At 62.0% G+C, this 24,503-nt stretch carries 17 protein-coding genes and 1 tRNA gene; 15 read left to right on the top strand and 3 right to left on the bottom strand.

The annotated features are described in order from the left end of the window. The first annotated feature begins 13 nt into the window (after positions 1-13). The 3 genes from selA to L0U80_RS18785 all read left to right on the top strand — a co-directional run bounded on the left by selA (position 14) and on the right by L0U80_RS18785 (position 3,531). Positions 14-1,480 (top strand): L-seryl-tRNA(Sec) selenium transferase, encoded by a 1,467-nt coding sequence (gene selA / locus L0U80_RS18775; RefSeq protein ID WP_233868289.1) that lies wholly within the window; start codon positions 14-16, stop codon positions 1,478-1,480. Beyond that, positions 1,477-3,396 (top strand): selenocysteine-specific translation elongation factor, encoded by a 1,920-nt coding sequence (selB, locus tag L0U80_RS18780; RefSeq protein ID WP_233868292.1) that lies wholly within the window; start codon positions 1,477-1,479, stop codon positions 3,394-3,396. Before selA ends, selB begins: the two co-directional genes overlap by 4 nt. A 39-nt stretch (positions 3,397-3,435) precedes the next feature. Beyond that, positions 3,436-3,531 (top strand) — tRNA-Sec (locus L0U80_RS18785). Between the two features lie 100 nt (positions 3,532-3,631). On the opposite strand, the gene L0U80_RS18790 is transcribed toward L0U80_RS18785, so the two are convergent. Then, entirely contained in the window at positions 3,632-3,976 is a 345-nt protein-coding gene (locus L0U80_RS18790) for a hypothetical protein (protein ID WP_233868295.1), read from the bottom strand. 669 nt (positions 3,977-4,645) lie between these two features. Between L0U80_RS18790 and L0U80_RS18795 the strand changes: the two genes are divergently transcribed. Beyond that, a complete protein-coding gene (locus tag L0U80_RS18795) occupies positions 4,646-5,452 on the top strand; it encodes an IclR family transcriptional regulator (RefSeq protein ID WP_233868298.1) in 807 nt (268 codons plus the stop codon). A gap of 66 nt (positions 5,453-5,518) precedes the next feature. Here L0U80_RS18795 and L0U80_RS18800 read toward each other — a convergent pair whose 3' ends face one another. Together L0U80_RS18800 and L0U80_RS18805 are read right to left on the bottom strand one after the other, a co-directional pair. Continuing rightward, positions 5,519-5,983, bottom strand: coding sequence for a PaaI family thioesterase (locus L0U80_RS18800; protein WP_233868301.1), 465 nt, complete (start codon positions 5,981-5,983; stop codon positions 5,519-5,521). A 10-nt stretch (positions 5,984-5,993) separates the two neighbouring features. After that, positions 5,994-7,799, bottom strand: a complete 1,806-nt coding sequence (locus tag L0U80_RS18805; protein WP_233868304.1) for an acyl-CoA dehydrogenase — start codon at positions 7,797-7,799, stop codon at positions 5,994-5,996. A gap of 301 nt (positions 7,800-8,100) precedes the next feature. On the opposite strand from L0U80_RS18805, the gene L0U80_RS18810 reads away from it, so the two are divergent. The 11 genes from L0U80_RS18810 (at position 8,101) to L0U80_RS18860 (ending at position 24,465) form a co-directional block, all read left to right on the top strand. After that, positions 8,101-10,191: a 3-hydroxyacyl-CoA dehydrogenase NAD-binding domain-containing protein gene (locus L0U80_RS18810; protein ID WP_233871428.1), complete on the top strand. Its 2,091-nt coding sequence runs from the start codon at positions 8,101-8,103 to the stop codon at positions 10,189-10,191. 12 nt (positions 10,192-10,203) lie between these two features. Beyond that, on the top strand, positions 10,204-11,382 hold the full coding sequence (locus tag L0U80_RS18815; protein ID WP_233868307.1) for an acetyl-CoA C-acyltransferase: 1,179 nt from the start codon (positions 10,204-10,206) through the stop codon (positions 11,380-11,382). Between the two features lie 16 nt (positions 11,383-11,398). Further along, complete coding sequence (locus L0U80_RS18820) at positions 11,399-12,172, top strand: SDR family oxidoreductase (RefSeq protein ID WP_233868310.1); 774 nt, start codon at positions 11,399-11,401, stop codon at positions 12,170-12,172. Next, a complete protein-coding gene (locus L0U80_RS18825; protein ID WP_233868313.1) occupies positions 12,169-13,257 on the top strand; it encodes a phosphotransferase in 1,089 nt (362 codons plus the stop codon). The genes L0U80_RS18820 and L0U80_RS18825 overlap by 4 nt, the downstream gene beginning before the upstream one ends. 76 nt (positions 13,258-13,333) lie before the next feature. Further along, positions 13,334-14,551 (top strand): acyl-CoA dehydrogenase family protein, encoded by a 1,218-nt coding sequence (locus L0U80_RS18830; protein ID WP_233868316.1) that lies wholly within the window; start codon positions 13,334-13,336, stop codon positions 14,549-14,551. A gap of 33 nt (positions 14,552-14,584) precedes the next feature. Next, positions 14,585-16,276, top strand: coding sequence for a long-chain fatty acid--CoA ligase (locus L0U80_RS18835; RefSeq protein WP_233868319.1), 1,692 nt, complete (start codon positions 14,585-14,587; stop codon positions 16,274-16,276). Beyond that, positions 16,273-17,253: an NADPH:quinone oxidoreductase family protein gene (locus L0U80_RS18840; protein WP_233868322.1), complete on the top strand. Its 981-nt coding sequence runs from the start codon at positions 16,273-16,275 to the stop codon at positions 17,251-17,253. Before L0U80_RS18835 ends, L0U80_RS18840 begins: the two co-directional genes overlap by 4 nt. A 63-nt stretch (positions 17,254-17,316) precedes the next feature. Continuing rightward, positions 17,317-18,843 carry a class I adenylate-forming enzyme family protein gene (locus L0U80_RS18845; RefSeq protein WP_233871431.1) on the top strand — a complete coding sequence of 509 codons (1,527 nt, stop codon included), beginning with the start codon at positions 17,317-17,319 and terminating at the stop codon, positions 18,841-18,843. 251 nt (positions 18,844-19,094) lie between these two features. Further along, positions 19,095-19,463, top strand: a complete 369-nt coding sequence (locus L0U80_RS18850; RefSeq protein WP_233868325.1) for a nuclear transport factor 2 family protein — start codon at positions 19,095-19,097, stop codon at positions 19,461-19,463. 477 nt (positions 19,464-19,940) lie between these two features. Further along, positions 19,941-21,734, top strand: a complete 1,794-nt coding sequence (locus L0U80_RS18855) for a B12-binding domain-containing radical SAM protein (RefSeq protein ID WP_233868327.1) — start codon at positions 19,941-19,943, stop codon at positions 21,732-21,734. A gap of 1,171 nt (positions 21,735-22,905) precedes the next feature. After that, on the top strand, positions 22,906-24,465 hold the full coding sequence (locus L0U80_RS18860) for a rhomboid family intramembrane serine protease (protein WP_233868330.1): 1,560 nt from the start codon (positions 22,906-22,908) through the stop codon (positions 24,463-24,465). Positions 24,466-24,503: the final 38 nt, after the last annotated feature.

Consider the following 24,503-nt stretch of genomic DNA (forward strand, 5'->3'; position numbering starts at 1 on the left):
CAGCGAGCGCACGATGAGCGAAACCGTGGGACATGAGGCAGCGCGGGACTCGGAGGCGTTGAACGCACTGCTCGCGAAGATGCCGTCGGTCGAGCGCGTGATTGCCTCTGCGCCGGCGCAACCGCTGATTGCGCTGTATGGGCGTACGCGGGTGCTGGCGGCCATTCGCGCGACACTCGACGGGTGGCGGCGGGGAACGCAGGCAGGCACGCTGGACATCGCCGCGGACGACACCGGACAGTTCGCGCCCGAGCGCGTTCTCGATGACGTCGCGCGTCTTCTGGACGCGCAAGCACAAAACCGTCTGCGTCCCGTGTTCAACCTGACCGGTACCGTGCTCCATACGAACCTCGGCCGCGCGATATTGCCCGACGATGCCGTGCGGGCGGTGGTGCAGGCGCTCACGCAACCCGTGAATCTGGAGTTCGATCTCGCAACGGGAAAGCGCGGCGATCGCGACGATCTGATTGACGACCTGATCTGCGAGCTAACCGGCGCAGAGGCCGCGACGGTCGTGAACAACAACGCAGCGGCCGTGCTGCTCTCGCTTTCCGCACTCGCCACGCGCAAAGAAGTGGTTGTGTCGCGCGGCGAACTGATCGAGATCGGCGGCGCGTTCCGTATTCCGGACATCATGGCCCGCGCGGGCGCGAGGCTGCGTGAAATAGGCACGACAAACCGGACGCATCCAAAGGACTACGAAGCAGCTATCAATGCGCGCACGGCGCTGCTGATGAAGGTCCACTGCAGCAACTATGCGATCAGCGGCTTCACGAAGAGCGTCGAAGTCGATGAGCTTGTGCCGATGGCTCGCGCGCACGGCTTGCCGGTCGCCGTGGATCTTGGCAGCGGTACGCTGACCGATCTCACGCAATGGGGGCTACCCGCCGAGCCCACGGTGCGCGCGACCATCGAGGCCGGTGCAGACCTCGTGACCTTCAGCGGCGACAAGCTGCTCGGCGGGCCGCAGGCTGGACTGATCGTGGGCCGCAAGGAATTGATCGCCAGGATCAAGAAGCATCCTCTCAAGCGCGCACTGCGCGTGGGCAAACTCACGCTTGCTGCGCTGGAGCCGGTGCTGAAGCTCTACCAGGCTCCGGAATTTCTCGGTGAACGGCTCACGACGCTGCGTCTGCTGGCACGTCCCGCCACGCAGATGCACGAGGCCGCGACACGTGCGTCGCCGGTGCTGCAGCGCGCGCTGGGCGATGCGTATACGGTTGGCGTCGAACCGATGTTCAGCCAGATCGGCAGCGGCGCATTGCCCGTCGACGTGTTGCCGAGCAGCGGACTCGTCGTGCGTCACGCAGGCAAGGGCGGCAGCGGCCGCGCGCTAATGAAGCTCGAACGTGCATTGCGGGCGCTGCCACGCCCCGTGATCGGACGCATCGCCGACGACGCATTACGGCTCGATCTGCGCTGCGTGGAAGCTGCGGACGAAGCGGCCTTCATTGCGCAACTCGCGGAGCTGCGCCTGTGATCATCGGTACGGCAGGCCATATCGATCATGGCAAGACCACGCTGGTTCGCGCGCTGACCGGAGTCGATACCGACCGGCTCAAGGAAGAAAAGGCGCGCGGCATTTCGATCGAACTCGGCTATGCCTACGCGCCGCTGTCGAATGGCGATGTACTTGGCTTCATTGACGTGCCGGGTCACGAGAAACTCGTTCATACGATGGCCGCGGGTGCGTGCGGCATCGACTTCGCACTGCTCGTGATTGCCGCCGACGATGGCGTGATGCCGCAAACGCGTGAGCATCTCGCGATCCTGCGATTGCTGGGTGTGAACGCGGGCGCGGTTGCATTGACGAAAACGGATCGCGTGGATGTGGCGCGACTGGCTGAAGTGCGGGCGGAGATCGCTGCGTGGCTCGCGGCGGCGTCGTTCGCGGACATGCCGTGCTTCGAGACGAACGCCACGCAATCCGGTGACCAGGGCGTTGCGAGACTCGATGCGTATTTGCGCGAGCGTGCGATGGCGTGGCAGGGACGGCGCGATGATGGGTTGTTCCGGCTTGCAGTGGATCGCGTGTTCACGTTGACGGGGCAGGGCACAGTCGTGACCGGCACCGTGTTTTCGGGCTGCGTCCGGACTGGTGATTCAGTGCTGCTCGCGCCAGCAGGTTTGCCGGTGCGCGTGCGCAGCATTCACGCGCAAAATCGTGCGGCAGACTCCGGCCGTGCCGGGCAGCGCTGTGCGCTGAATCTTGCGGGCGTCGACAAGGACCAGATTGCGCGCGGCGACTGGATCGTCGATGCGAGGCTCTCGGCGCCTTCGATGCGGCTCGACGTCGAACTGACGTTGCTCGACGATGCGGACGTCACGCTGCGTCACTGGTCTCCGCTGCATGTTCACCTCGGCACGACGCATCGCGTGGCGAACGCCGTGCTGCTCGAAGGCGAGACGCTCGCGCCGGGCGAACGCTCGCGCGTGCAACTCGTATTCGACGCGCCGATCCACGCATTACCGGGCGATCGCTTTATCGTGCGCAACGCACAGGCGACGCGCACGGTGGGCGGCGGGCGCGTACTCGATCCGTTCGCACCCGCGCGGCGTCGGCGCACGGCAGAGCGGTTTGCGTGGCTGGATGCGCTGCGCGTTTGGATCGATGAAGGGCGTATCGAGCCACTGATCGCGCAAGCGCCGCGCGGTATCGCCAGATCGGCGCTGGCGCAACTGACCGGCTACGCTGTGGATGGGCTCACGCTGCCCGCCGACGCTGTCGAAATCGCGTCGCAGGGGCGCGCCGACGATGGCGTGGTCATGGCACGCCATCATTGGGAGCAGATCGCGGCGCGCGTGACCGAAACGCTGGCCGAATTCCACGCACGCATGCCCGATGAGCAGGGTCCGGACGCGGCGCGTTTGCGTCGCATTGCAGCGCCGCTCGCGAGCGATTCGGTGTGGCGCGCGGTTGTCGATTCGCTCGTGGAGGAGGGGCGCATTGCGCGTAGCGGGCCATGGTTGCATTCGCCTTCGCACGCTGTGCGGCTCGACGCCGATGAGGAAGCGCTGGCGGCGTTGTTGCGGCCGTTGATCGTGCAAGGACGCTACGATCCGCCGTGGGTGCGCGACCTCGCACGCGAGACGCGGCAACCCGAGGAGAAAGTGCGTGCGTTGTTGCGCAAACTTTCTCGTCTAGGGGAGTTGTATCAGGTTGTACGCGATCTGTTCTACGATCGCGCGGTGGTGTATGAACTTGCACGGCTTGTCGCGCAGATTGCGCAGGCGCACGACGGCACGGTGGGCGCCGCCGCGTTTCGCGACATGACAGGACTCGGACGCAAACGCGCGATCCAGATCCTGGAGTTCTTTGATCGCGTTGGATATACTCGCTTTCAGCGCGACCAGCACCTGCTTCGTGTGGATAGTCGGTTAAACGAAGTACTTTGAGTGTTGCGCCGCTGGTCTGGGCGTGTTCTCGTTGACGCAGGAAGGCATTCGTATCCGGTGGTACGGCTGGACTTCAAATCCAGTTGGGGACGTCAGCCGTTCCCAGGTCGGTTCGACTCCGGCTGCTTTCCGCCACAAGGCTTTCGTGGCGTTTTAATTTTCAAGTTGGAGGTCATCAATTAATGTCGTTTACGACACGAGTTGATTGTTCTCGTTACAGCGCTCGTCTCTAGTATCACGGCTGATGTGCGCCCGCAGCCGAATCCGTTCCGAGCAGACCGGTATGCCTACCGGACGTCTCAAGCTGGAAAAGATCCATGTTTTTCTTTATCGCGACCTGCTGAACCCTGTCAGCCTCCCGGTCACATTTCTGTGCCTGCGCATACCAATCTGGCTGACTCATTCCCGAATTGACCAGCCACGCGTTCTTGATTTCTCCAAGTTGACCGTAGTAGCGCGTCAGCGCAGCCGGGTTCATGCGCGCGAGCTTTGCGGAATCCATTGAGCCGCACTCCGCCGAGAATGCAGGAAGCGTCGTCAGCGATAGCAGCAGATGCAGCATCAAGTTCTTCTTGGTCATCGTTGGTCCGGGTTAATTGTTATAGGGGCGTGTTGCGCCGCTTTGAGTGCTTCAGCGAGCGCAGCCGCCAGGCGCGCGACTTGTCGTGTCAAAGTCGCGGGTCGCCGGTATCGCGTTCAGTGCAGATCGAATAGCGCCGATCCATCCGCCGCGACAACTATCTCGCAATTGTAGCGTTGCCTTTGGCTTGCGGTGTTTGCGTCCTCGACCAGGTGAAACAGTGCGCTGGAATGGTCGGAAACGAAGAGCCGACCGTTGCGAGTTGGCTTTTCATACCCGTCTCTCGGGACCCCCAGTCGTGCGGCGTTACGCCGATCCGATCAATGCGCGGAAAGTTGCTGCTTCCGTGGAACGCGCGCGACAGGACCTTCGCGCATATTCGCGAACATCGGCTTAAGGATCTCAAAGCAGTCGCTGCAACTGACCACCTCGTACTCGCGCACGCGGATTCCTGGGTCAGTCCTCAGCCTGAAGTCTAAAATGGACAGCCAACAAAGAATCTGCAATGCAGAATACAATTTTGGTATACGGCTCGCGTGATCGGGGTTCCGGTATACACTTTCTATGCGAGTCCGGATTTTGGACATTCGTCGCCCGACTGGGGCGGTGCTGACGATGTGCTGAATTACGAAAAACGCCTGATATGGGCGACATTTTATTTTGCGATCTATGGTAGATACCGAGAAGAAAAAAAACAGCACGCCCGTGCACAAAGAGGACCGTCACTTCGTGACGGCGCTCGCGCGCGGGCTCGAAGTGCTGGCCTGTTTTCGCGGGGGCGATACGGCGCTTACCAATCAGGAAATCGCACATCGCTGCAAGCTGCCGCGTTCGACGGTCTCACGTTTGACGATGACGCTGACGAAACTCGGCTATCTGATCCATCTCGAGGACACCGGCCGCTATCGCCTCGGTACCGCGTGCCTCGCGCTCGGAAGCTCGATGCTGGCGCGCCTCGACGTGCGCAAGATCGCCCGGCCGATGATGCAGGAGCTGGCCGATTTTTCGCAAGCCACAGTGTCGCTGGGTGTGCGCGACCGTCTGTCCATGCTCTATATCGAGAGTTGCCGCAGTTCGTCCGCGCTGGCGCTGACGCTCGACGTCGGTTCGAGGATTCCGCTCGCGACCTCGGCGATCGGTCGCGCCTGGCTCGCCGCCGTCGCGGAGCGCGAACGCACGGACGTCATGGAGCAGATCCGCGAACTCGATGACGTAGCGTGGCCCGGAATCAAGCGCGGTATCGAGCGCGGTATCGAAGACTATCGCACGCTCAACGTCACCTGCTCGTTCGGCGACTGGCAAGCCGACGTGAATGGCATCGCCCGGGCGTTCCAGCCCGGCGGCGGCTTGCCGGTGATGGCGATCAACGTTGGCGGTCCGTCGTTCAGTTTGTCAAAGGAATTTTTGCTCGAGGAAATCAGGCCGAGGTTGATGCGCGTGATCGCGCAGCTCGAAGACACCTTGAAAGACCGCTGAGCACCAACGTTATTTATGATCCTTAACGGGCCGCATCGACGCGGCCCTTTTCACTTGGGTGTGAAATCAGATCGTCAAAAACGTGCCGCTTGCATGCAACACTTCACGTTCGCCTACCTTCAGCGTGCAATCGACGAACATCATGCGCTTGCCGCGCCGCCGAATTCGCGTGTGCGCTTCAAGCCAATCTCCCATTTGCGCAGCAGACAGGAATTCACTCGACAAGGTGGTGGTCACGGCCGACTGTTTTATCCGTTCGCCGCTAGCCGACACATGCAGATTGAGCCCCATCGCGCTATCTGCGAATGTCAGCAGCATGCCGCCGTGCGCCACGCCGATCACGTTGGCGTGATCCTCGTTCACGCGCAGTGCGATGACGATGCTGCCGTCTTCGGCGCGGCGTTGATAGAGCGGTCCGAGCGCGCGGAAATACGCGCCGCCGCTTTCGAGATTCATATAGCCGGGCGGAACTGGCGCCGTTCGGGTCGGGCAGTCGGTTTCCGGCAGGATGCTAAGGGTGTCGGCTGTCATCGTGTGCTCGTCAGAACCAGTCGGGCGACATCGTCAATACCGTATCGTCGAGGCTGCGCAGCAGGGCGTGGTGCGTCTGCATGCGTGGCAACTCGTGCCTGAAGAACCAGCGGCAGGTGTGCAGCTTGCCGCGATAGAACGCTTCGTCGGCCGCATTCGGCAGGTTGGCCAGTGCGCGCGAGGCCGCAAGCCCCTGGCGCAGCCACAGCCACGCAACCGTCGCATGCCCGAACACTTCGAGGAAGGCGTTGGCCTGTGACAGCACCCGTGCAGTCTGCCCGGCGAGCACCGGGCGCAGCGTCGCGACCGTGGTTTCGATCTCGCGCCAGGCGTGGGCGAGCGCCTCAGCTTCGGCGGTGACGTTCGCGTCGTGGCGGGCGTCTTTCACGGTTGCGTCGATTTCGCGCGTTAGCAGCGTGAGCGCCATGCCGTCGTGCATCATCACCTTGCGGCCGAGCAGGTCGAGCCCCTGGATGCCATGCGTGCCTTCGTGGATCATGTTCAGCCGGTTGTCGCGGTAGAACTGCTCGACCGGATATTCGCGCGTAAAGCCGTAGCCACCGTGAATCTGGATCGCGAGGCTGTTCGCTTCGAGGCACCACTGTGACGGCCACGATTTGACGACCGGAGTCAGCAGGTCGAGCAGCAGCCCGGCTTCGTTGCGCGCGCTGTCCGAGTCCGCTGTGTGCTGTTCGTCGACGAGGCGCGCGGCGTACAGGCATAGCGCGTAACCGCCTTCGACATAAGCCTTCTGCGCGAGCAGCATGCGGCGGATATCCGCGTGTTCGATCAGCGGTACCTGCGGCGCATCGGGTCGTTTTTCACCGGGCAGACGGCCCTGCGCGCGTTCGCGGGCGTAGCGCAATGAGGCGAGATAGCCGCGATACCCGAGCATCGCCGCACCCATACCCACGCCGATACGGGCCTCGTTCATCATCTGGAACATATAGGCGAGGCCGTGGTGCGGTTCGCCGACCAGTTCGCCGATACATTCGCCACGCTCGCCGAACGACAGCATGGTCGAGGTCGTGCCGCGCCAGCCCATCTTGTGGATCAGTCCGGCCAGCGCGACATCGTTGCGCGCTCCCAGTGAGCCGTCGTCGTTGACGTGATATTTCGGCACCGTGAACAGCGATATGCCCTTGACGCCGGGTGGCCCGCCCGGAATGCGCGCGAGCACCAGATGGACGATGTTCTCGCTCAGTTCGTGATCGCCGCCGGAAATGAAGATCTTGTTGCCGGTGAGCGCATAGGTGCCGTCGGGGCGCGGCACGGCGCGTGTGGTCAGGTCGGCGAGGCTCGAACCGGCCTGCGGTTCGGTCAGCGCCATGGTCCCGAAGAAGCGTCCTGTTAGCAGTGCCTGCAGATACTTGCGCTTTTGCGATGGCGAGCCGAAACGTTCGATGACGTTCGCGTTGCCGATAGTCAGACCGACATAGGAACTGGTCGCAATGTTCGCGCTTTTGAAGAGCGAGTGGACCGCATGCCCGACGAGTGCGGGCAACTGCATGCCGCCAGCGTCGTAGTCTTTGCCAGCCGCCAGCATGCCCGCGGCGCAGTACGCCTGCAGCGCTTCGCGAACGGCCGGGATGATCGAGACGCGCTGGCCGTCGAATTGCGGCTCGTGGTCGTCGCTGGCCCGGTTGTGCGGCGCGAACTTCTCCTCCGCGATCGCCTGTGCAGCGTCGAGCGCAGCCATGAAGGTTTCACGGTTGTGCTCGGCGAAGCGGGGTCGCTGCGTCAGCGACCCGGCGTCGAAAAGTTCGAAGAGCTGGAATTCGAGATCACGCCGGTCAACGATCGTAGAGTCGCCCATATCGGTCATCCGTGGTGTTGTTTTTGGAATGATAATCTGCAATGCAGAATCGTTGATCGAAAACACATCGGCAGAGAAGTCGTTTTTCTGCGTTTTCCTTTGGAAATCACCTCGTTAGATCCGCTGTAGGGGTTTTCACCAGCCAGCACGCGCTTTGCCTGCCCGTTTTCGTGCGATAGCATCCTGCTATGCGGTTGTTGTGTCTGCAATGCAGAATTCACGGCCCACTGCAGTATCCGACGGGCTTATCGGGATTGCGCATTGCGACATCGCTCACTTTTCCGAAGGGGCTTCCATGTCGATGAATAGCGCTGCCGAGTACGCACAACGCGGTTCCATTGCTGTAATCACGATGAACCATCCTCCAGTCAACGGACTGGGGTTGGCCTTGCGTACCGCGATCCTCGCGCAGCTCGATCGCGCGCTCGACGATCCGCAGATCGAAGCAATCGTGCTGACGGGCGGCGAGCAGAACTTCAGTGCTGGCGCGGATGTTCGTGAGTTCGGCACGCCGAAATCGTCGAGTGCTCCGAATCTGCCTGCGGTGATTCGCGCGCTCGAGGAGTCACACAAGCCGGTGGTGGCTGCGATCGCGGGCAATGCGTTGGGCGGCGGGCTGGAACTTGCGCTGGGCTGTCATTTCCGCGTGGCGCGGCGCGATGCTCAACTCGGTCTGCCGGAGGTCACGCTCGGTCTGCTGCCCGGCGCGGGCGGCACGCAGCGTCTGCCGCGTCTCGTGGGCATCGAGACTGCGTTGAACATGATCGTGTCGGGACAGCGGGTGCCAGCGAAGCAGTTCGCCGGCACGACGCTGGTGGACGAACTGGTCGAGTCGAATGTGGTGGACACCGCTGTCGCGTTTGCCCGGCAGGCGGTGGCCGACAAGCGTCCGGCCAGGCGCGCACGCGACATCAAGATCAAGGACCCGCATGCCGAACCGTTCCTGCAGTTCGCGCGTGTGAATGTGGCGGCCGCATCGAAATCCTTCCCGGCGCCGCTAAAGTGTGTGGAAGCCGTCGCGAACTCGGTCGGCAAGCCGTTCGACGAAGGCCTGCGGCTCGAGCGGGAACTGTTCGCGAGCCTGCTGGCATCGCCTGAATCGCGCGCGCTGCGTCATATCTTTACGGCCGAGCGGGCCGCCACTAAATTGCCCGACGTGCCTGCCGACACACCGTTGCGTGAGATCGGCACGGTCGGCGTGGTCGGCGCCGGCACCATGGGCGGTGGTATCACGATGGCCTTCGTCGATGCCGGTGTCCCCGTTGTGCTGCTCGAAACCAGTCACGAAGCGCTTGATCGCGGTTTCGCCACAATCCGCCGCAACTACGAGACCACGATGAAGAAGGGCAAGCTCACACAGGAGCAGCTCGAAGAGCGCCTCGCGCGCATCACGCCGACGCTCGATTACGCGGCGCTGTCGCAGGTCGATCTGGTGATCGAGGCTGTGTTCGAGGAAATCAACGTCAAGCGTGATGTGTTCACGCGTCTCGACGAAGTCGCGAAGGCCGGCGCCATCCTCGCGTCGAACACCTCGGCGCTGGACCTCAATGAGATCGCCTCGTTCACGAAGCGGCCGAAGGACGTAATCGGTCTGCACTTCTTCAGTCCCGCAAACGTCATGAAGCTGCTCGAGATTGTGCGCGGGCGGCAGACGGCACCGGACGTGCTGGCGACGTGTATGAATCTGGCGAAGAGAATTCGCAAGACCGCAGTGGTGGCCGGTGTCTGCGATGGCTTTATCGGCAACCGCATGCTGGCGCGCTACGGCGCCGCCGCGAACCTGCTGCTGATGCAGGGCGCTCTGCCGCAGCAGATCGACGGCGCGCTTCAGCGTTTCGGGTTGGCGATGGGGCCGTTCCGCGTCGGCGATCTGGCAGGTCTCGATATCGGCTGGGCCGGCCGCAAGCGCCGGGCGGCCGAGCACCCGGGTGCCGTGCCGCGCGTGGCGGCCGATGCGATCTGCGAGGCGGGCCGCTTCGGGCAGAAGACGGGGGCGGGCTGGTATCGCTACGAAGCGGGCAAGCGCGATGCGATTCCCGATCCGGTGGTCGAGACCATCATCGAGCAGTTCCGCCGGGATGCCGGCATCACTCCGCGCAAGATCAGCGACGAGGAGATCGTCGAGCGGTGCATGTACGCGCTGGTCAACGAAGGCGCGCGGATTCTCGAGGACGGCATTGCCGCGCGGGCCTCCGATATCGACGTGGTGTACCTGTCGGGCTACGGCTTCCCGCGTCATCGCGGCGGTCCGATGCTGTATGCGGATACCGTCGGTCTCGCCAACGTGGTGCGCGCGCTCAAGCGCTTTGCGGCGGAGCCGGGCGCCGATGCCTGGTGGCAACCCGCGCCGCTGCTCGTGAAACTGGCCGAAGAAGGCAGCACTTTCAACTGACGGGATATCGACATGATTGACGCAGTGATTGTTTCCACCGCGCGTACCGGCCTGGCCAAGAGCTGGAAGGGTGCCTTCAACATGACCTACGGTGCGACGCTCGGCGCGCATGCCGTGCAGCACGCGGTGGCGCGCTCAGGCCTCGATCCGGCCGAGATCGAGGACGTGATCATGGGCGGCTCGCTCAGCGAAGGCACCACCGGAGGCAACGTCGCGCGCGCGATTGCGCTGCGCGCGGGGCTGCCGGTGACGACCGGCGGCGTGACCGTCAACCGCTTCTGTTCGTCTGGACTGCAGAGCATCGCGATGGCGGCGCAGCGCGTGATTCTGGAAGGCGCGCCGGCGATCGTCGCGGGTGGCGTCGAGAGCATCTCGTGTGTGCAGAACGAAACGAACCGGTATATGCGGCTCGACCCATGGCTGGTCGAACACAAGCCCGAGCTGTACTGGAGCATGCTGCAGACCGCCGAGACGGTAGCGAAGCGCTACAACATCTCCAAGGAAGCGCAGGACGAATACGGTGTGCGCAGCCAGCTACGCGCGGCAGCTGCGCAGGCCGCCGGCAGGTTCAACGATGAGATCGTGCCGATGACGACCACCATGGCAGTGGCCGACAAGGCGACCGGTCGCCTCACGACCCGGGAAGTGACCATTTCGGCCGACGAAGGCATCCGCGCCGACACGACGCTCGAAGCTGTTTCGAAGATCCGTTCGGCGCTGCCCGGCGGTGTGATCACGGCGGGTAACGCGAGCCAGTTCTCGGACGGCGCTTCGGCCTGTGTGGTGATGAGCAGCAAGCTGGCGGAGCAGCGCGGACTGCAACCGCTCGGCATCTTCCGCGGCTTCGCGATCGCCGGCTGCGAGCCGGACGAGATGGGCATCGGCCCGGTGTATGCGATCCCGCGCCTGCTTGAGCGTACCGGTGTGAAGATGGACGACATCGGCCTGTGGGAATTGAACGAGGCCTTCGCGGTGCAGGTGCTGTATTGCCGCGATAAGTTAGGGATTCCTGATGATTGTCTGAACGTGAGCGGCGGAGCGATCGCGGTCGGCCACCCGTACGGGGTGACGGGTTCGCGTCTGGTCGGCCACGCGCTGATCGAGGGCAAGCGGCGCGGCGTCAAGTATGTAGTGGTCACGATGTGCATCGGTGGCGGTCAGGGCGCCGCTGGCCTGTTCGAAGTCTGCTGATATCAACGAGGATGCCATGTCAGTGAAAGAACTTTTTCAACTCGATGGACGTGTTGCGCTCGTGACGGGCGGCTCGCGCGGTCTCGGGCTGAAGATGGCTGAGGCGCTCGGCGAGATGGGGTGCAAGGTTGCACTCTCGGCGCGCAAGGCCGACGAGCTGGCGGAGGCTAAGGCGCATCTGAAAATCCGTGGCATTGAAGCGATCACGGTCGTCAACGACCTGCAGAAATTCGACGGCATTCCGGCGCTGGTCGATGAAGTACTGGCCGCGCACGGGCATATCGACATCCTCGTGAACAATGCCGGTGCCACCTGGGGCGCGCCTGCCGAGTCGTATCCGGACGAGGCCTGGAACAAGGTGATGAACCTCAATATCAACGCACCGTTCTTCCTGACTCGCGAGATCGGCCGACGCAGCATGATTCCGCGCAGGAGCGGCAAGATCGTGAATATCGCGTCGGTTGCAGGCCTCAAGGGCATGGGGCGCGGTGTGAACACGATCGCGTACAACACCTCGAAGGCGGCGATGATCAATTTCACGCGCGCGCTGGCGACGGAGTGGGGCCATTACGGCATCAACGTGAACGCGATCTGCCCGGGTTTCTTCCCGTCGAAGATGTCGGCGGGCCTGCTTGATTCGATCGGCGAACAGGTGATCTCGCGCACGCCGCTGCAACGGCTCGGTGGCGACGAGGATCTCAAGGGCGCGCTCGTGTATTTCGCGAGCGAGGCATCGCGCCACGTGACCGGCCAGTATCTGGCCATCGACGGCGGGGCGTCGGCAACATGAGCGAAGACGTGCAAAGCAGCTTCAGCGGCACCCGCCCGGTCGCCGAAGCTCATGCATTCGATGTCGGGCGGATGCGCGACTTCATGCGCGCGCGCGTCGACGGCTTTTCGGGGGAGCTACAGGTCGAGCAGTTCAAGGGCGGGCAGTCGAATCCGACCTTCCTGCTCGAAGCTGGCGGCCAGCGCTACGTGATGCGCCGCAAGCCGCCGGGCGTGCTGCTGCCCTCGGCGCATGCGGTCGAGCGCGAGTACCGCGTGATCAGCGCACTGGCGGGGACGGACGTGCCGGTGGCGCGCACCTATGCGCTGTGCGAGGACGTCGATGTGGTCGGTACGGCGTTTTATATCATGGAGTACGTCGAAGGGCGGATCTTCTGGGACGCCGGACTGCCGGGACTTGCGAACCGCGAGCGCGGGGCGATCTACGACGAGATGAACCGCGTGATTGCGGCGCTGCATTCGGTCGATCCGGCTGCGGTCGGTCTCGACGACTACGGCAAACACGGCAACTATATCGGACGCCAGGTTGACCGCTGGACCAAACAGTACCGCGCGTCGGAGACCGAGCGGATCGAAGCCGCCGATTGCCTGATCGAATGGCTGCCGAAGCATATTCCGGCCGACGACGAGAGCCGCATCGTGCACGGCGACTACCGTCTCGACAACGTGATTTTCCATCCGACCGAGCCGCGGATTCTTGCGGTGCTGGACTGGGAACTGTCGACAATCGGGCATCCGTTAGCCGATTTCGCGTACCACTGCATGGCCTGGCGCATAGCAACGCATCAGGGGAGAGGTATGGCGGGCATGGATCTGAAATCGCTCGGCATACCGGACGAACGGGCTTATTTCGAACGTTACCGGCAGCGCGTGTTGTATTCGTCGATCGAGTCAGTTTCGGAGACGGACTGGTGGTACTACCTGGTCTTCAACATGTTCCGGCTGGTCGGCATTCTGCAAGGTGTGTACGCGCGCGCGCTGCAAGGGAACGCATCGAGCACGATGGCGCTCGAGGTCGGGAAGCGAACACGGCCGCTGGCCGAGCAGGCTTGGGAACTCGCACAGCAAATCGACGCGGCGCGCTGAACGGCGCACCGAGCGGCACACGATAACCACGGACCGGCATCGCTATCTCCTGCCCATACAGCGAAGGAAAATAGCAATGAATTTCGAATACTCGGACAAGGTAAAGAGTCTGCAGAAGCGCCTGATCGAATTCATGGACGCGCATGTGTATCCGGCGGAAGCGAAGTTCAAGGCCGAGATGGACGCGGCGCGCAAGGCCGGCAATCCCTGGCAGCCGACACCCGTGATGGAGTCGCTCAAGGAAAAGGCGAAGGCCGCGGGCCTGTGGAACCTGTTCCTGCCGGAATCGCAGTACGGCGCGGGGCTCACCAACCTCGAATACGCACCGCTCTGCGAGATCATGGGCCGCTCGATGATTGGCTCGGAGCCGTTCAACTGTTCAGCGCCCGACACCGGCAATATGGAAACGCTGGTGCGCTACGGCAGCGAGGAGCAGCAGAAGCAATGGCTGCTGCCGCTGCTCGACGGTACGATTCGCTCCGCTTTCGCGATGACGGAGCCTGGGGTGGCGTCGTCGGATGCCACGAATATTGCCGCCCGTATCGAGCGCGACGGTGACCACTTCGTGATCAATGCACGCAAATGGTGGACCTCGGGCGCCAACGATCCGCGCTGCAAGATCCTGATCTTCATGGGCAAGACGTCGCCCGATCATGCCGATCCGCATCGCCGCCAGTCGATGATCCTGGTGCCGATGGATACCCCGGGAATCACGGTGCTGCGTCATCTGCCGGTGTTCGGCTACGACGATGCACCGCACGGCCACGCCGAGGTGCTGTTCGAGAATGTGCGCGTGCCGGTCAGTAATACGCTGCTCGGCGAGGGGCGTGGCTTCGAAATCGCGCAGGGCCGCCTCGGGCCGGGCCGGATTCACCACTGCATGCGCGTGATCGGCCGTGCAGAACGCGCGCTCGAGGCAATGTGCCGCCGCGCTTCGTCGCGTGGTGCATTCGGCCGAAAGCTCTCCGAGCAGGGCGTGACGCGCGAGCGCATCGCCGAGGCCCGCATCATGATCGACCAGGCGCGTTTCCTCGTGCTGCATGCCGCCTGGAAAATGGACACGCTCGGCAACAAGGAAGCGCGCAAGGAAATCGCCATGATCAAGGTGGCGGCGCCGGCAATGGCGTGCCAGGTGATCGACTGGGCGATCCAGATGCATGGCGGCGGCGGTGTCAGCGACGATTTCGGTCTGGCACACGCCTACGCCAATGCGCGCACGTTGCGACTCGCGGACGGTCCCGACGAGGTCCACCGCAACGCGATCGCGAAGATGGAACTCGCCGCCTACCTGTAGCCCTTAATGCTTGACGAAGGACGGAATCCACCTATGTCTGTCGCTCAGTCGCCTTTCTGGCCATCGAATCTACCCGAGCAGATTACGCTGCCGGAGACGAACCTGTTCTATAACGCGGAAGTATCGGCCACGCGCTTTCCGCACAAACCGTTCATTCTGTTTTACGGCACGACTGTCACGTTCTCGCAGTTCAGGGACGAGGCAGAGCGTATCGCCGGCTATCTGCAGCAGCGCTGCGGCGTGAAGGCCGGTGACCGTGTGCTGCTGTACGCGCAGAACAGCCCGCAATGGATGATCGCCTACTACGGCATCCTGCGAGCGAATGCGGTGGTGGTGCCGGTCAATCCGATGAACATGACCGACGAACTGCAGCACTATGTCGAGGACAGCGGCGCGCGCACGGCGTTCGTTGCGCAAGAGCTGTATCCGCGCATTGCGCCGCTGGTCGGCGAGGCGGACGACCGGCTCAGGCATCTGGTGACGATCACGTATAGCGACTACGTGAAGCAGCCGACCAGTATTACGCCGCCCGATTTCGTGAGCGCGCCGCGCTCGGTCGAGGGTCCTGGTGTCGAACATTGGGCCGATGTGCTCGACGCGCGACTCGTGCCCGGGCCACTCACGGCCGGGCCCGACGACCTCTGCGTGATTCCGTACACCTCCGGCACGACGGGCAAGACCAAGGGCTGCATGCATACGCACCGTAGCGTGATGTGCACGGCGATCGGCGGTGTTCACTGGTTTGGTGGCATGCCGGAGTCGGTTTCGCTATCCGTGCTGCCGCTGTTTCACGTGACCGGCATGCAGGGCGGCATGAACAGCGCGATCTACAGCGCCGCCACCGTGGTGGTGCTGCCGCGCTGGGACCGCGACGCAGCCGCGCGTGCGATCGAGCACTATCGCGTGAGCGGGTGGCAGTCGATCTCGACCATGGTGGTTGATTTCCTGTCGAATCCGAAACTCGACGAATACGATCTCTCGAGCCTGCGCTGGATGCGCGGCGGCGGCGCGGCGATGCCCGATGCGATCGTCAAGAAACTCCGTGACAAGCTCGGCATCGAGTATGTCGAGGGGTACGGCATGTCGGAAACCATCGCGGCCACGCATATCAACCCGCCCGACCGTCCCAAGGCGCAGTGCCTGGGGATTCCGATCTTCGGCGTCGATGCGCGGGTGGTCGATCCGGAAACCCTTGAGCCGGTGCCGCAAGGGCAGTCGGGCGAGATCATCATGCATGGTGCGCAGCTCATGCAGGGCTACTGGGGCAATCCGGAGGCGACGCGCAACGCCTTTGTCGAGATCGACGGCAAGCGGTTCCTGCGCACCGGCGATCTCGGTCACGTGGACGAGGACGGCTATTTCTTCATCTCGGACCGACTTAAACGCATGATCAACGCGTCCGGTTACAAGGTGTGGCCAGCCGAGGTCGAGGCCATGATGTACCGGCATCCGGCGATCCAGGAAGTGTGCGTGATCGGCACGCGCGACGCGCATCGCGGCGAGACGGTCAAGGCCTGCGTGGTGCTGGATCCGAAGCAGGCGGCGGGCGTCACTGCCGAGAGCATCCAGGCCTGGGCGCACGAAAACATGGCTGCGTACAAGGCACCGCGCGTGATCGAGTTCGTGACGGCGCTGCCCAAGTCCGGCACGGGCAAGATCATGTGGCGCGTGCTGCAGGAGCAGGACGCCGCAAAAAATGCAGCCTCGGGAGACACCCAAGCATGAAGGCACTGCTATGCACCGCGTTCGGGCCGATCGAGACGCTGAAGGTCGATGAAGTACCCGCGCCCGAACCCGCCGCGGGACAGGTGCGCGTACGCGTTAAATCGGCGTCGCTGAATTTCCCCGATGCGCTGATCGTGCAGGGGTTGTATCAGATGAAGCCTGAACTGCCCTTCTCGCCGGGCGCGGAGCTGGCCGGCGTGATCGACGCGCTGGGCGAGGGCGTGCAGGGCTGGAAGGTCGGCGATGCTGTGATTGCCTCGACCGGGTTCGGCGCCTTTGCGCAGCAGTGTCTGGCCAACGTGGAGCGCCTGACTGCGCTGCCGGCCGGCATGGATTTCGATGCGGGCGCCGCGTTCGTACTGGCGTACGGCACTTCGCTGCACGCGCTCAAACAGCGCGCGCAACTGCGGGCCGGAGAGACGCTGCTGGTGCTCGGCGCCGCGGGCGGTGTCGGGCTGGCGGCAATCGAGATCGCCAAGGCGCTCGGCGCGCGCGTGATTGCCGCCGCCTCAACCGACGACAAGCTCGCGCTGTGCCGGGAAGCCGGTGCTGACGAAACCATTAACTATGCGACCGAGGATCTGCGCCGCCGCGTCGATGAACTGACTGGTGGCCGAGGCGCCGACGTGGTCTATGACCCGGTCGGCGGCAAATATACCGAAGCCGCACTGCGCGCGACCGCCTGGCGCGGACGCTTTCTGATCGTCGGTTTCGCGAATGGCGAGATCCCGCGCATCGCGATGAATCTCGCGCTCCTGAAGGAGCGCGACATCCTCGGCGTGTTCTGGGGCGACGCGATGCGTCGCGATCCGGCTCAGCACAAGGAGAATATGCGTTTGCTCGGCGAATGGTTCGCAGCGGGCAAGGTGACGCCGGCCATCACCGAGCGCGTGTCGCTGCTGCAAGCCACCGATGCCATTGCGCGCATGGCGAACCGGCAGATCAAGGGCAAAGTGATCGTGCATCCGGAGGGGTAATTCGTGGATTTGCTGTCTGTCGTTGCGGAAGTACCGTTTGTCAGTCTGCCCGACCTGATTCGCATGAGTGCTACTGCGCGAGGCGCACAGGCGGCGCTGGTCTGTGAAGGGCGGACCGTGACGTATGCCGAATTCGATGCGCTGGTCGAGCGGGTTGCCGCCGCGTTACAGCGCGATGGCGTCGAGCCAACGGACGTGGTTGCGATCTGCGCGGCGGGGTCGATCGACTATGCGGTGGTGTTTCTCGGCGCGTTGCGCGCCGGGGTGGCTGTGGCGCCGTTGGCTCCGTCATCGTCCCCGGATGCGCTGGCCGGCATGATCGACAACGCCGGCGCGCGTATCGCATTCGTCGATGCACAGGCGCGCGAACTGCTGGCCGCGGCGAAAGCGCCGCCGCCAGTCCGCATGATCGCGCTCGACACGCCTGATGGTTACGACACCTGGCTCGCGCCGCCGGGCGCAGTTGCACACCGCGTGGAAATCCGGCCCGAATGGGCCTTCAATATCATCTATTCGTCCGGCACGACCGGTACGCCGAAGGGCATCGTGCAGTCGCATGCGATGCGTTTTGCGTATACGCGGCGCAGCCTCGAGCGCGGCTACGGCCCAGGGGCGGTCACGCTGATCTCGACACCGCTGTATTCGAATACCACGCTGGTCAGCTTTTTTCCGACGCTGGCGCTCGGCGGCACGGTGCTGTTGATGCCGAAATTCGACGCGACGGCTTACCTCGAACTCGCAGCGCGGTACCGCGCCACTCACAGCATGCTGGTGCCGGTGCAGTATCAGCGCCTGCTCGCGCATCCCGAATTCGATCGTCATGACCTGTCGAGCTTCGTCGGCAAGTTCTGCACGAGCGCGCCGTTTGCGGCCAGCCTCAAGGCCGATGTAGTGCGCCGCTGGCCTGGCAAGCTGACCGAGTACTACGGCATGACCGAAGGTGGCGCGTCGTGCGAGCTGTGTGCGGACGAATTCCCGGACAAGCTGCATACGGTCGGACGGCCGATGCCGGGCCACGAGATGCGCCTGATCGATCCGGACGGCAAGGAGGTGGCGTCGGGCGAAATCGGCGAGGTGGTGGGGCGCTCGCCGGCGATGATGACCGGCTACTACCGGCAACCGGACAAGACCGCCGAAGCGGAGTGGTACAGCCCCGACGGGCAGCGGTTTATCCGTACCGGCGATGTCGGCCGCTTCGACGAGGACGGCTTTCTGATTCTGATGGACCGCAAGAAGGACATGATCATCTCGGGCGGTTTCAATATCTATCCGAGCGATCTCGAGCAGGTTCTGATGCAGCACCCGGATGTGGCCGAGGTGGCGGTGGTCGGTGTGCCTTCGGAGCGGTGGGGGGAGACGCCGGTGGGGTTCGTGATGCTGAAGGCAGGGGCTTCGTGGTCGGCGACGGAAATGCTTGCGTGGGCTAACGAGCGACTAGGTAAGACACAGCGGATTTCCGAGCTCGTTATGGTCGATACGTTGCCACGTAGTGCGATCGGCAAGGTGATGAAACGGGAATTGCGGGAGGGGTGGGTTAAAACTGTATGGGGTGACGCGCGAGCTGGCGGTCACGGGCAGATCGGCTCGTGAGCGGCTATTGGGACAGAAACGGCGGTAACCGACCTTGATTCGCCCTTTGACCCTGTGAGAATTCAGTGGCAGGTTTTGAGCGCGACGGACATTCGCATGTCTAATCTGATCGCACCTCACAACGCGGGCCATCAGAAACCGATTGCTTTCGCGATACCCCTGGTTTCGCTAGACTTAACTTCCATCTAAATGGCAGCGTGGCGGCTTTGGCTGTCAACGTGAACAACGTATTCGCGAAATGAGGATCGAATATGGATGAGGTCACGGACATCCTGGAGTGTGAAGAAGCGCTCCGGGCAGCAATGCTTGCCAACGATGTCGAAGCTCTCACCGGATTGCTGGATGATGAGCTTGTTTTCACCGGCCCTGATGGACAGGTCCTCTCGAAGGACGACGATCTCTCCGTTCATCGCAACAGGCTACTTCGTCTGGACCAGCTGGATTTATACGAAACCCAAATCCATCGTATCGGAGCGTTGATCCTGACAACCACGAAGGCCACACTTGCAGGCTCCTTTGGATCGATTCCGGTCGACGGTGCTTTTGCATACACACGACTGTGGAGATGGTCCGGTTCCCGCTGGCGAATCGTCGCGGGACACGCCTCCAGAATTGCGTAAGGCACTTCTATCTGGACGGCTGACTGGGTGGATAAAGCCGACACCCAAATACCCGCGAAATGGCGAACGCGAATGGCGCTTCTGGCCGCATAGCGCCCCACGACTGAGTGTGACGGTCGTCGAGGGCGCTCGCGCCACTCAATAGGCGCAACCCGTTGCCGCCGGTCGACCCGGTGTTCCCTCAACGGCAGTTTCAAAAGGCACAACGGCCGTTCGCGTGGTGAAAATCGGGCGGTCCGAGTACTCGATTGGCGCGGCAACTCGCCAGGAAGTCCGCCGTCTCATGGTTCTTGTCGGCCCCAACAGGATCCCAATCCTCGAAACCTGGCGCCTGGGGAATTGTAAACACAGCAGGGGGCGAGGCAGGTAGGATGCGGTGTGTTGTACTGCTTGCGAGTTCACGATCCATCTCCAGTTTTCTGAAGACGGACGACCTTTACGGTTTTGTGACTTCCAGACAGGGGTACAGAGAACACCATGGACACGATGTACTCGATTCCTGACAGTTCCCGATTCTCTCTCGTCCTCATCAAGCCGACCCACTACGACGACGACGGCTATCCGATCCAGTGGCTCCGCTCGGTCATGCCTTCCAACACACTCGCTTGTATGTATGCGCTCGCTGATGACGCGCGAAAGCGAAAGCTGCTGGGCCCTGGCGTTCATGTTGAGATCGAAACATACGACGAAACCAACCAGCGGGTATGGCCAGAGCGCATCATTCGTGACCTGAAGGCAAAGGGCGGGAGATCGATGATTGGTCTCGTCGGTGTCCAGTCGAACCAGTACCCGCGCGCACTCGACCTCGCCCGCCAGTTCCGGACCGCGGGCTTGCCGGTTGCGATTGGTGGCTTCCACGTTTCTGGCTGCATCTCCATGCTGCCCGAGATGCCCGCAGAGCTTAAGGAAGCGCAAGCAATGGGTGTAGCGCTCTTCGCAGGGGAGGCCGAGGAACGGCGTTTTGATGAAGTCCTTCTCGACGTGTGGAATGGTTCAATGAAGCCCTTGTATAACTTCATGGACACGTTGCCCTCGCTCGAAGGTGCTCCCCAGCCCTTCCTGCCGCGCAAGCATATCGAACGCACGGCAGGTACCTACACCTCGGTTGACCTCGGTCGTGGTTGCCCGTATCAGTGCTCGTTTTGTACCATCATTAACGTGCAGGGGCACAAGAGTCGCTTTCGCACCCCCGACGATCTCGAGAAGATCATCCGCGAGAACGCAACGCAGGGCATCGACCGGTTCTTCGTCACGGATGATAATTTCGCCCGCAACCACGACTGGGAAATCCTTCTCGACCGCGTCATCGAACTTCGGGAAAAGCAAGGCATTTACTGCGGCTTCACGATCCAGGTCGACACGCTCTGTCACAAGATTCCGAACTTCATAGAGAAGGCAACGCGCGCGGGTGTGCGTCGCGTGTTCATCGGGCTTGAGAATATCAATCCCGAGAATCTGATCGCAGCGAAGAAGCGGCAGAACAAGATCACCGAATACCGCGCCATGCTGCAGAAGTGGCGCGCCCACGGCGCGATTACCTACGCTGGCTATATCATCGGATTCCCGGCAGACACGAAAGAATCGATCCTGCTCGACATCGAGATCATCAAGCGTGAATTGCCAGTCGACATTCTCGAATTCTTCATGCTCACCCCGCTTCCGGGCTCCGAGGACCATCAGACGATGGTCAGAAACGGTGAATGGATGGACCCGGACATCAACAAGTACGACACCAACCACCGGGTCACGCACCACCCGAAAATGTCGGACGCTGAATGGGAAGAGGCGTATCGGTGCGCCTGGAGTGCGTTCTACTCGTACGAGCACATCCGCACGATCGTCAAGCGGGCAGCGCAGATCCCGAACGGCCGACCGAAGACGATCATGCGCACAATCGCCTGGTTCAGACTGATGATCGAACACGAGGGCGTGCATCCGCTCGAAGGGGGAGCACTGCGGATGAAACATCGCCGTGACCGCCGTTGGGGGCTGCCGCTCGAATCGCCGCTTCGCTTCTATCCACGTTACTGGAGTGAGACCGCTGTCAAGGTGACAAAATATCTGCGCTTCTACCTCAGGACAGAGGCTATGCTCAGGGAAGTCGTGAAGGCACCGGAACGTTACGCCTACACGGATATCGCCATCACGCCGCTGCAGGAAGAGGAGTTCGAGCAGCTTGGACTCTTTCACGCCACGAGCGGCGGCGAGGCGGCGCTGGCTGTCCACCACCGGCGTATTGCCATTCGGTCATCGGGCCCGTCTGCAGCGTGATATCGCTGACAATGTCATCCAGTTTTCCTCGGGTCACCGGCAGTCGATAGCGTCGAAATGCGGACGTCTCTTGTGCGTACGGATTCGATACTCGAATCAAAGCCGCAGTGCGGGCAGGTCAGTACGGATTCGAGAATGATGGCACTCATCCTGGCTTCACCGTTGCGTTTCAGACGGATAGCCCGCGTTCGTGGTGGCTTGCGTCAGAGCCTTCAGTTGGGCGTGTTCGGCGTCGTGCTTGCCGATGGCAGGCACACGACGTCACAGTAGCTCCGATTGTGGTCAAATTCTACGCGCAGGTCGAACGTCTCGAACTGGACGCATGCCGACTCAAGCAATTCGCTTGAGTCACGGCTCCGATGTAACTCCGCGACCGCCTGAGTGTGACCCCGAACTGGCATCCGAAAGCGGCCGCACAAAGGCCGCTGTGGATCGAGGCTGTGTGAAAACGTGCAGCTGCCTTTGGTCGATGCTTTACGGCAAGGGGCGCAGACGATCTATCGGACCCGCTCCACCTTGAGTTCGATAATGGGTTCGGCAGAGGCCAAAAATGTACTGACTTGTTCAGTTGCACCCGGATGGAGCCTCGGATGCTCGTCGTCGAGGTACTCGACCACCTCTTCAAGCGACCAAGGTCCCAGCGAGGCCATGTAATCAGCGATCTCATCTTGAATCTGTCGACACGATTCATACTGTCGGCGCGACAGGAGAATTCGATCATTTCGCGTGTAGATTACATGGAGGTCCACGAGCATTCTCGCCAATCAATTTGGGTCTTCATTCTCTCATGTGATCGCTTGGGCTGAATCAAGGCATTCCGGTCAGGTCTAAATACAAACAACGCAGTATCCCCCACGTTCGCGCATTGCTATCCACTCGAAAAAACAGGAATGAGGGCTCCGCTTCGGCCGTGCGCCATTTGAGAAAGTTGGTGCAAATTTTTGAATTTTGTGTGTTGGCGCACCGAACGACGACACACTGACGGCATCTACTGCGCAATCAGGATTCGGAAGGTACAGATGTCACGCAGCCGGAAACGCAAAGCAAGGCGAAAGCCTGATCGGCGGATGCTTTGATATTTTGCGGCCCCCCAAACGCAATCAAGAAAGCAACGACCCACGATAAAAAAGAACGCCTTGCGCTTGCGTAAGGTGAACACTACGAGCCGATCATGAGCCAAATAGAGTCGAATGGGGAATTCGTCGATGTCCGACCGCAAGAGGAGCCTCGCCGTTCTACGGACCGCCTGATCCTGCCGATTGCACTGGGTTCTCGCCTGCGAAAGGGCTGGGGCGTCGTTCGCGCCAGATCGTTTGAAAGCAAGGGCGAGATTCGCGTAACCGATGACACTGTGACAATCAACACCGCAGTCGCGCGTTTGCTGCGATCTGCGCTTCGCCATGAATTGACGTTGAGGTGTACAGACATCTACAACGTCAGAGCCGATGGGCGGATTGTGCAGTTCGACCTTTTGAATGGACCGGGGGAACTGGAACCAGTCATTCTGCGAACCAGGAATCGCTCCGACGCTGCGTTGCTAGTGACGGCATTGCCGGATCAGACTACGCACAAGTACGCAACTGAAAATCGCGAACGGCAGCTTTTCCTCGAAAGCATCCACAGGCGCGCTCCGCACACGTGGGCTACCTGGACGATCGTCGCGATTGCCTCGCTGGTATTTGCCGTGACGGCAACACAAAGCGCACAGCTTCTGCGCATCAAGCCAGATGTCCTGATTGCGGCGGGCAGCAACTTTGGGCCGTATACGCAAGGCGGGCAGTGGTGGCGGCTCTTTACAGCAATGTTCCTTCATCTAGGGCTGTGGCACATCGTTGTGAACATGACTGTGCTCGTCCAATGCGGACGCCTCGCCGAGAGACTCTACGGCAGTGGACGATTCCTCGCGCTCTATGTATTTGCGGGACTTACCGGAAGCCAGGCGAGCCTCCTGTGGCATCCAGGCATTCACAGCGCGGGCGCCTCCGGTGCAATATTCGGCGTACTGGGCGCAATACTTGCATACCTTGTGCGGTATTCGGGCGCCGTGCCGCGCGTCTTTGTCCTGCAACACTCCAGGGTCACGGCGGCGTTCATTGTCTATACCCTGATAAACGGCTTCACGCATCACGGCATAGACAACGGTGCACACCTTGGTGGATTGTTCGGCGGGTTTTTGCTCGGCCTCCTGCTCGCACCACCGACCGAGGCATCACGCGAGTCGCGCTTGCAACGCGCGATGGCACTGGGGACGGCCACGATTTTTGCGTGCGGGCTCACAGTCGGCATGACGTGGGTGCTCGCAGTTCTGGCAACGCGCCCAGACCGTCAGGAATTGCAGCAATTCGCCAAGGTAATGCGCGATACGAACGCGCTCGAACTGCGTTTTTCTTCCGACCTGAAAACCTACTCACAAGCGTTGGCGCGCAAGCCTCTAACGGCCGAGGACCGTGCAGCGCTTGCAACCATGATTCGCGCGACGCTGTTGCCCGAATGCGGGAAGCTTTATGGTTTGATCGCTGCGGTGCAGGTGCCGTACGATTCTCCCGAGTGGAAACTGCGAGCGAATCTCCTTGCCTACTTTGGCGATGTATCAAAGGTCCTGCAGATGACGGCGAGCGTGGCTGACGAGAATCGTCTGAACGACGCTGCTGCGAAGGCTGCTCTCTGGCCACTGGTGCAAAGCGTGCAGCGGGATAAGGCCGCGCTGCTCAAACTCCGCGGAAATCCGTAAGGACCCTGGCCGGCGACTGTTATGAGCAGGGCCGAAAC

Source organism: Paraburkholderia adhaesiva, from assembly GCF_021390575.1.
In the GTDB taxonomy this organism is placed as follows: Bacteria; Pseudomonadota; Gammaproteobacteria; order Burkholderiales; family Burkholderiaceae; genus Paraburkholderia; species Paraburkholderia adhaesiva.